We start from the raw sequence: 8,811 nt of genomic DNA on the forward strand, positions 1-8,811 counted from the left end.
GGCCGGGGCGAGGCGCCGCCGCGTGCCCGGGGAGGGGCCAAGGCCGGTGGGCCGGCCTTGGCGGCGGGTGGCCGCAGGGCACAAGGCGCGGCCGCACCTTCGCTGGGCGATGCGCGCCGGGGTGGGCGCCGTTCGGGCTAGGCCTGGTTCACCCGCCGTGTTCCGGTCCCGCAACGGCCCTGGCCGTCAGCCTTCCGCGCCGTCGATCGCCTCGCAGCGGTTGCGGCCGCTTGCCTTGGCACAGTACATGGCGGCGTCGGCGCGGCGCAGCAGCGCTTCGGCGCTTTCATCACCGGGGCCGTAGCCGGTCACGCCGATACTGGGCGTGCAGGTGTGGCGGGCGTCGCCGAGTTCGAAGGGGGCGTTGATCGCCGAGCGGATCTTCTCGGCGATCAGGGCGCCTTTCTCGCAGGCTTCGCCGCCGTTGTCGCCGAGTTCTTCCAGCAGCACGACGAACTCGTCGCCGCCCAGGCGGGCCACGGTATCGCCTTCGCGCACGCACTGCTTCAGCCGGCGGGCGACTTCGCACAGCAGCTTGTCGCCGGCTTCGTGGCCATAGGTGTCGTTGACCTGTTTGAAGTGGTCCAGGTCTACGAACAGCAGCGCGCCATGGCGGCCGTGCCGCCGGCTCCCCGCCAGCCCCTGGCGCAGCCGGTCGAGCAGGAAGCGGCGGTTGGGAAGGTGGGTCAGCGTGTCGACGAAGGCGAGGTTGCGGATGGCGTCCTCGGCGGCCTTGCGTTCGGTGACGTCGATGATGACGCCGTCCAGCCAGAGCGCGCTGCCGTCCTCGGTCACATAGATCCGCCCGCGCTCGCTGACCCAGTGTATCCGCCCGTCGCGTGCCCGCATCCGGTATTCCACCTCATAGGCGGTGTGCTGCTGGTATGCGGCCTCGATCGCGGATTCGATGCGCTGGCGATCTTCCGGCAGGATGAAGTCGCCGAAGGAGGCGTGGCCGGAGGTGAATTCGTCCGGCGTGGCGCCGGTCAGCGCCGCGATGTTCTGGCTGACGTGCATCACCACCCAGGGGGCTTCGATCTCGCAGCGGAACACGACACCGGGGATGTTCTCCACCAGGGTGCGGAACTCGTCCCGCGTCTGTGCCAGCCGGGTGGCCGCGGCGTACAGGCGCTGGCGGTGGCGCGCGTTGATGCTGATGACGGAGAACAGCATCAGGCTGAGCGCGAGGCCGCCGATGAGGATCAGGTCCGGCTCCGCGCTGAAGTTGGCGGTTTCGAAGGCCCGTGTGCTGCTGAAGCGGGCAAGCCATTGGCGGCCGGCGATCTCGATGGGGTGCACGACGACGTGGCGTGCGTCGCCGGATGGGGTGCCGGAGGCGTACAGCAGGTTCCCGGCCGAAATGCTGCCGTCGAAGAGCTCGATGCCGGTATCGGCCAGGTCGGTGGCGAAGATGCTGCGCATCATGTCGTCGCTGCGGAAGGGGCTGTACACGAAACCCCGCAGCGCGGCACGGCGCTCATCGACGCCGTTCGGCGTCCGCCCGCCGCGATAGACCGGAAGGTAGATCAGGAAGCCGGGCTGCACGTCCGTGCTGGTTTCCTGAACCAGGGTGGTCTTGCCCGACAGGGCCGGGCGGCCGGTGTCGCATGCACGCTGCATCGCTTCGCGGCGCACGGGGTCGGCGTACATGTCGTAGCCGAAGGCCTGCAGGTTGCGGCCGCTGAAGGGTTCGAGGTACAGGATGCTGGCGTAGAGGGCGCGCTCGCCGGGAGGGTGGATGCGGTAATCGGGAAAGCCTGCGGCGCGGACGGCGGCGAGGTGCTCCTGCAATTGCGCGGCCGGCACCATTTCGGCAAAACCCGTGCCCTGGATGCCGGGCAGCGAGTCGGCGAGGTTGAGCGAGGCGACGTAGTCGTGCCATTCTTCGCGGCTGACGGCCGTGCTCGCCGCGAACAGGGCGGCACCTCCGCGCAGCACCTGGGTGTAGGCGTCCATGCGCGACAGCAGCACGTTTCTTGCCGCTTCCGCGCGGTTGGCGAATTGCTCCTGGGCGCGGTTGGCGAAATGGTTGTTGAAGAACTGCCACAGGCCGATGCTCAGCGCCAGGCCGATTGCGAGCGCCAGCCAGGCAGCCACATGGCTGTCGAGCAGGGTGTCGGGGCGACCCCCTCGCGGGGCGTGCGCGTTGGGCTGCATGTGCTGGAAGGGCGTGGCAATGTCGGCGACAGCCAGTCTTCCACGAATCAGGGCCCGCTGCCAGAGGCGGCGCGGGCCGGGGTGGAGGGACGCGACGAAAGGGGGGCGGGCAAGGATGGCCGGCAAGGGCGCCCGGGGACTGCGGGGGCTTACATCTGCATGCGCTTGGGTATCGCGCATCCGCGCATCCGCGGGCACAATGCCGGGCTTCCTTCAACCTGTGACGGATGGTGTTCTGCCCGATGCCCTACGAATTCCTCGTCGGTCTGCGCTACACGCGCTCGCGCAAGCGGGCGCAGGGGCGCAACCGCTTCATTTCGTTCATTTCCCTGGTGTCGATGTTCGGCATCGCGCTCGGCGTCGCGGCGCTGATCGTGGTCCTGTCGGTGATGAACGGCTTCCAGGAGGAATTGCGCTCGCGCATCCTCGGCGTGGCCTCGCACGTGCAGGTGCAAAGCCTCGACAGTGGTTTGCATGGCTGGCAGCAGGTCGCCGACGAGGCCACGCGCCACCCGGCCGTGCTGGCTGCCGCGCCCTACGTGCAGGAGCAGGGCATGCTGTCGTTCAGCGAGGGCGTGCGCGGCACCATCGTGCGCGGAGTGATTCCGGGCGAGGAAGACAAGGTCGCGGACTTCGGCAGCTACATGAAGGCAGGCAGTTTCGACGCGCTGCAGCCAGGGCGCTTCGGCATCGTGCTCGGCCGCGACCTGGCGCAAGCTCTGCGCGTGCAGCTCGGCGACAAGATCACGCTGATCGCGCCGCAAGGGCTGGTGACGCCCGCGGCCGTGCTGCCGCGAGTGAAGCAGTTCGAGCTGGTCGGCGTGTTCGAGGCCGGCATGTACGAGTACGATTCCGGCCTGGCGCTGGTGCACGTCGCGGATGCGCAGGCGCTGTATCGGCTGGGCGACGCGGTGAGCGGCGTGCGCCTCAAGCTCGACGACCTGTTCGCCGCGCCGCGCGTGGCCCGCGAACTGGCGATGCAGATCACCGAGCCGGGCCTGATGGTGAGTGACTGGACGCGCAGCCATGCGAACTTCTTCCGCGCCGTGGCGCTGGAAAAGACCATGATGACGCTGATCCTGTTCCTGATCGTCGCGGTGGCGGCCTTCAACATCGTGTCGACGCTGGTGATGGCGGTGCAGGAAAAATACGCCGACATCGCCATCCTGCGCACGCTGGGCGCCAGCCCGGCTTCGATCATGGGCATCTTCGTGCTGCAGGGCTCGATCATCGGCCTGGTCGGCCTGCTGGCCGGCGTGGCCGGCGGGCTGGCGATCGCCAACAACCTCGACGTCGTCATCCCGGCGCTGGAGGCGGTGACGGGCGCGACGCTGTGGAACAAGGAAATCTACTACATCAACGAACTGCCCTCGAAGGTGCTGCCGGCCGACGTGATCAGCATCGTCTCGGTGTCCTTCGTGTTGACGCTGCTGGCGGCGCTGTACCCGAGCTGGCGCGCGTCGCGGGTGAATCCGGCGGAGGCGCTGCGCTATGAGTGATTCCGTGATCAGGTCGGGCGAGCCGGTACTGGCCTGCGATGGCCTGTCCAAGCATTTCCGCGAGGGCGCCGACGCGGTGGCGGTGCTCGACGGCGTGAGCCTCGCTGTCGGGCGCGGCGAGCGCGTGGCGATCGTCGGCGCTTCCGGCTCCGGCAAGAGCACGCTGCTGCACCTGCTGGGCGGGCTGGATATGCCCAGCGCGGGGGCGGTGCAGCTGATGGGGCGCGATTTCTCCGCCTTGTCCGAGCGCGAGCGCGGGCGGCTGCGCAATGCCGCGCTGGGCTTCGTCTACCAGTTCCACCACCTGCTGCCGGAATTTTCCGCGCTGGAGAACGTCGCCATGCCGCTCTACATCCGGCGCGTCGACAAGGCGCAGGCGGACGAGCAGGCCGCGGCCATGCTGCGCGAAGTCGGCCTGGGGCATCGTCTGGACCATGCGCCGGGCGAGCTTTCGGGCGGCGAGCGCCAGCGCGCGGCGATCGCGCGCGCGCTGGTGACGCAGCCCGCCTGCGTCCTGGCCGACGAGCCGACCGGCAACCTCGACCGGCGCACCGCCGAAACCGTGTTCGAGCTGATGCTGTCGCTCAACGAGCGCCTGGCGACGAGCTTCGTCATCGTGACCCATGACGAAACCCTGGCCGCGCGGGCCCAGCGCACCTTGCGCCTCGGCGACGGCCGTCTGGCCTGAGACCTGCGTCACACTTATAGGCTGATTAGCGGGGAGGCGGCTCCCCCGTTTGATGAGCGTCATAAAGTTGCGGAGCTTCTTGCCGATAAGCTGCGGGCGTGATGAATGGAGCCCGCCCGACGGCGGGTCGAAAAGATGAAAACGCTCTTCCTGCCCGCAGTACGCTTGCTCGACCGCTTGAGCTATCCCCTCAAGTTCGCGCTGATACTCTTCGTCTGCTCCACCGCGGCGCTGGCGCTGCTGACGCAGATCTACGTCAGCCTGCACGAGAACATGCAGGTGGCAGAGCGCGAAATCGCGGGGCTGACGCTGTTCGATGCGGGTTTCGGCGTGGTGCTGCTCACCCAGCAGCACCGCGGGCTGAGCGCGGGCGTGCTCGGCGGCAGCGCCGAGATGGTGCCCAGGCGCGAGGCGAAGGCGATGGAACTGCAGGCGGCCATGACCAAGCTCGACCACGCGATCGAGGCCGACCCGCTGTGGCAACCCCTGAAGTCCCCGTGGCTGTCCGTCAGGGCCGAGCTGGACCGCCTGGCCAGGACGGCGACGCAGCTTTCCGGCGCGGACAGCTTCCGTGCCCATACCGAGGTCATCGCCAGGCTGCTGCGCTGGCTTGGCGACGTCGGTGACGCGTCGGGCCTGGCGCTCGATCCCGAGGCTGCCACCGCGAACCTGATCGAGCCGCTGCTGAGCTCACTGCCCGAACTGAGCGAGCGCCTGGGCCAGCTCCGTGCGCGCGGCACCAACATCGTCGCCCGCCACGAACTGTTGCGCGGCGATGAGCACGGGGTGATCGCGCTGCTCGCCGAAATCGACCGTACCGAAGCGGATCTGATCGATCGCCTGGCGCGCGCAGGCAAGGCGAATGCCGGGCTCGCGGGGGCGCTCGAACGCATGAGTGGCGAGATCGCAACGGCGGTGGGCGAGGTGCGCACGGCCGCGATGCGTGACATCGTCGATCAGCAATTCACGCTCGCGGCGCCGGCTTACTTCGAGCTCGTCACGCGGGCGATCGATACCGCGGTACGCAACTTCGACGAGATCCTGCGTCCCCAGACCGGGCTTCTGCTGCAGGACAGGCTCGACCGCCTGTCCGGGCGGCTGCAGCAGCAGGTCGTGCTGTCCGTCGTGGCGATGCTGGTCGCGGGCTATCTCTTCATCGGCGTCTATCTCGCCATCCTGCGCTCGGTGCGCGAATTGTCGACGGGCGCCCAGCGTTTTGCCGCCGGAGACTATCGCGGCCGCGTCGAGTTCTCGGCACGCGACGAACTGGCCGAGGTGGCGAAGCAGTTCAATGCCATGGCCGACGAGGTTGCGTTGCTGATCCGCGAGATTCAGCAGGGCGCGGCCCAGCTCGGCAGTTCGGCGGGCGAGCTTTCGGGGTCGGCCCGGCGTGTCTCCGACGGTTCCGAAACCCAGAGCGAGTCGGCGTCCGGTGTGGCCGTGGCGGTCGAGGAGATGACGGTCAGCGTGGAGGAAATCTCCCGCCACGCGGGTACGGCGCAGCATCTGGCCGAGGCCTCGGGGCGCCTGTCGGAAGAGGGCGGCGCGGTGATGCGCAAGTCGGTCGAGGAAATGGAACGCATTGCCGAGGCGGTCGACCGTTCCGGCGAGGCGATCGCCGAACTGGGCGAGAAGTCGCGCCAGATCACGACGATCGTCGATTCGATCCGCGACATCGCCGACCAGACCAACCTGCTGGCGCTCAATGCCGCGATCGAGGCCGCGCGGGCGGGCGAGACCGGGCGCGGTTTTGCCGTGGTCGCCGACGAGGTCCGCAAGCTGGCCGAACGCACCTCGCTCGCCACGCAGGAGATCGCGAACATGGTGCAGGCCATCCAGCAGGGCACCACGCGCGCGGTCGATACCATGCAGCAAGGCGTGCAGCGCGTGCGCGGCGGGGTGGCGCTCAGCAACCGGGCCGGTGAGTCGATGGCTCAGATCAATACCGGCGCCCAGCAGGTGCTGGACGCCGTGCGCGAGATATCGGTGGCGCTGAACGAACAGAGCCTGGCCAGCAACGAGATCGCACAGAACGTCGAGCGCATCGCGGCCATGGCCGGCGACAACAGTGTGGCCGCGCTTCAGACCACGACCACTGCGGAAGTGCTGGAGAATCTGGCCGTGACGCTGCGCCAGCAGGTGGGGCGCTTCCAGGTCTGAGCAGAGGCGGCGCGTCTGCGACGACGACGGGCCTTCGGGCCCGTCATGCGTTCACCGCCGCGGGCTGGCGGCCTGGCGCCTGCGCCACTGCCGGATCAGCCACACCCGCCAGCTCCACTTGACCGCGACGTAGCCGGCGAGCGACAGCACGGCGGCGAGCAGCACGAGCCCGAGCGCCAGCGGCTTGCCCAGGCCCGCCATCCAGTCGATGAGGGCGGGAACCCAGGCGGCGAGATTCACGCCTTCCAGTTCGGGTGGGGCGGTGAAATCGGCGCCGTTTCCGCCCAGCACGAGACTGCCGAGGCCGAAGGCCAGCACGTACAGCGGCACGATCGTCAGTGGGTTGGTATACAGCGTGGTCAGCAGGGCCAGCGGCAGATTCACCCTGAACAGCACGCACAGGATGGCGGCGCCGAGCATCTGCAGCGGGCCGGGGATGAGGCCGCAGAAAAAGCCCACGGCCACCGCGCCCGCCGCGGAGTGGCGATTGAGATGCCACAGCCGGGGATGCAGCAGCGTGGACGAGAAAGGCCTCAGCCAGCGGCTGCCGCGGATGGCTTCATGGTCGGGCAGGAGGGTCTTGAGTCGTTTGCGCATGGTGTCCGAGGCGCGAAAGTGTAGCAGTGGACCGTGGGCGGCGCGCAGCGGTTCGGTGCTGCGCCGGGTCGCACGGTCCCGATGGCACGGGGGCGGGCCGCAGTGGGGGCTCGGATGATGTCCTGGAATTGCGTTTGTCATGATGTGGATGGCATCATTGCCCGCCATGAGAGCGCTTGTCCTGTGCTTCGCTGCGGGCGTCGTCCTGCTTCAGGGGCGCGAAAGCCTGCCCGATGCCGCCATGCTCGGCCTGCCCGGTGCCGGCCTCGCACTGGTGCTGCTGCTGTTCCGTGCCCGCCGGGAGCACGTCGCGGCGGGCCGCGCAAGCGCCATGCGTCGCCTGGCGCGAGGGCTTGCGCTGGCCGGGCTCGCCTTCATCCTGGGCTTCGGCTGGGCGGCACTGCGCGCGGACTGGCGGCTTGCGGACGAATTGCGCGGCGAACTCGAAGGTGTGGATATCGGGCTCACCGGTTTCGTCGCCGGCCTGCCGCAGCCGCTGGACGAGGGCGTGCGCTTCCATTTCGAGCCGGATGGCGAGGTGGAGGGCGTGCCTGGAAAGCTGCTCCTGTCGTGGTACCGGGCGCGAGGCACAACCCAGGCGCCGCCGGTCGTGAAGCCGGGAGAGCGCTGGCGTTTCACGGTACGGCTCAAGCGCCCCCATGGCTTCCATAATCCGGGGGGCTTCGATTACGAGGCCTGGCTGCTGGAGCGCGGCCTGCGCGCGACCGGCTACGTGCGGGGCGGTGCGCAAAGGCTGGATGCGGACGCGGCCGGGCCGATGGATGTCGTGCACCGATTGCGCGACGCGGTGCGCGAACGCTTTGCCGCCGTGCTCGGCGATGCGCCCTATGCCGGCATCCTGGTGGCGCTGGTGATCGGGGAGCAGCGCGGGATTCCGCCAGGGCAGTGGGAGGTGTTCCGCCGCACCGGCGTGGCGCATCTGGTGGCCATATCGGGCATGCACATCACGCTCGCAGCGGCGATCGCCGGCGGCAGCCTCGGCTGGATCTGGCGAAGGATTCCGGGGCTGGTCCTGCGCTGCCCGGTGCGCAGGGCGCAGGCGCTGGCGGCGGTGCTGGCAGGCACCGGCTACGCGCTGTTGGCGGGGCTGGGCATTCCGGTGCAGCGCGCGCTGATCATGCTGTTCGTGGTTGCCGTCGCCTTGTACCGGGGACGCTTCATCCTGCCTTCGCGCGTGCTGGCGCTCGCCTTGCTCGCCGTGCTGGTGCTTGACCCCTGGGCCTGCCTGTCGGCGGGCTTCTGGCTGTCCTTCGGGGCCGTGGCGGCGATCGGCTTCATGCTGGGAGGGCGGCGCGATGCGGTCGGGGGCTGGCGCGCGGCGCTGCGCGTCCAGCTCGGCATCAGCCTTGCGCTCCTGCCCCTGCTGGTGATGCTGTTCCAGTCGCTGCCGCTGTTGTCGCCCCTGGCGAATGCGGTGGCGATTCCGCTGGTCAACTTCATCATCACGCCCTTCGCTTTGCTCGCCGCGCTGCTGCCGCTGGATTTCCTGTTGCAGTGGGGGCATCAGGCGACGGCCCTGATGATGGTCTTCGTCGAATGGCTCGCCGCCTTCGAGCCCGGCTACTGGCGCCAGCCCGCGCCGCCGATGTGGCTCGGCACGCTGGCGATGGCCGCGGCGGCCGGCGCATTGCTGCCGCGCGGCACGCCGGGCAGGATGGCCGCGCTCGTGGCGCTGGCGGGGTTGCTCGC

General features: G+C 69.2%; 6 protein-coding genes. 4 read left to right on the forward strand and 2 right to left on the reverse strand.

The genetic code is table 11. The annotated features are described in order from the left end of the window. Window positions 1–186: 186 nt before the first annotated feature. Window positions 187–2,337, reverse strand: coding sequence for a GGDEF domain-containing protein (locus C666_RS17485; RefSeq protein WP_245603898.1), 2,151 nt, complete (start codon window positions 2,335–2,337; stop codon window positions 187–189). A gap of 62 nt (window positions 2,338–2,399) precedes the next feature. Here C666_RS17485 and C666_RS17490 point away from each other — a divergent pair, with 62 nt between their 5' ends. The 3 genes from C666_RS17490 (at window position 2,400) to C666_RS17500 (ending at window position 6,504) form a co-directional block, all read left to right on the forward strand. Continuing rightward, window positions 2,400–3,656, forward strand: a complete 1,257-nt coding sequence (locus tag C666_RS17490) for a lipoprotein-releasing ABC transporter permease subunit (protein WP_028792063.1) — start codon at window positions 2,400–2,402, stop codon at window positions 3,654–3,656. Continuing rightward, window positions 3,649–4,344, forward strand: coding sequence for a lipoprotein-releasing ABC transporter ATP-binding protein LolD (lolD, locus tag C666_RS17495; RefSeq protein WP_004345512.1), 696 nt, complete (start codon window positions 3,649–3,651; stop codon window positions 4,342–4,344). Before C666_RS17490 ends, lolD begins: the two co-directional genes overlap by 8 nt. 135 nt (window positions 4,345–4,479) lie before the next feature. Beyond that, entirely contained in the window at window positions 4,480–6,504 is a 2,025-nt protein-coding gene (locus tag C666_RS17500; RefSeq protein ID WP_004345515.1) for a methyl-accepting chemotaxis protein, read from the forward strand. A 51-nt stretch (window positions 6,505–6,555) separates the two neighbouring features. Here the strand turns inward: C666_RS17500 and C666_RS17505 are convergent, their stop codons facing one another. After that, window positions 6,556–7,101 carry a DUF2062 domain-containing protein gene (locus C666_RS17505; RefSeq protein WP_004345517.1) on the reverse strand — a complete coding sequence of 182 codons (546 nt, stop codon included), beginning with the start codon at window positions 7,099–7,101 and terminating at the stop codon, window positions 6,556–6,558. A gap of 166 nt (window positions 7,102–7,267) precedes the next feature. Here C666_RS17505 and C666_RS17510 point away from each other — a divergent pair. Further along, the coding region (locus C666_RS17510; RefSeq protein WP_248637695.1) for a ComEC/Rec2 family competence protein at window positions 7,268–8,811 on the forward strand (1,544 nt) is incomplete at its 3' end.

It is taken from the genome of Thauera linaloolentis 47Lol = DSM 12138 (genome assembly GCF_000310205.1).
Taxonomy (GTDB): Bacteria; Pseudomonadota; Gammaproteobacteria; order Burkholderiales; family Rhodocyclaceae; genus Thauera; species Thauera linaloolentis.

Bases quoted from the DNA above. Each gene is read 5' to 3' on its own strand.
- C666_RS17485 (WP_245603898.1), bottom strand. From the start codon at position 2,337: ATGCGCGATACCCAAGCGCATGCAGATGTAAGCCCCCGCAGTCCCCGG.
- C666_RS17490 (WP_028792063.1), top strand. From the start codon at position 2,400: ATGCCCTACGAATTCCTCGTCGGTCTGCGCTACACGCGCTCGCGCAAG.
- lolD (WP_004345512.1), top strand. From the start codon at position 3,649: ATGAGTGATTCCGTGATCAGGTCGGGCGAGCCGGTACTGGCCTGCGAT.
- C666_RS17500 (WP_004345515.1), top strand. From the start codon at position 4,480: ATGAAAACGCTCTTCCTGCCCGCAGTACGCTTGCTCGACCGCTTGAGC.
- C666_RS17505 (WP_004345517.1), bottom strand. From the start codon at position 7,101: ATGCGCAAACGACTCAAGACCCTCCTGCCCGACCATGAAGCCATCCGC.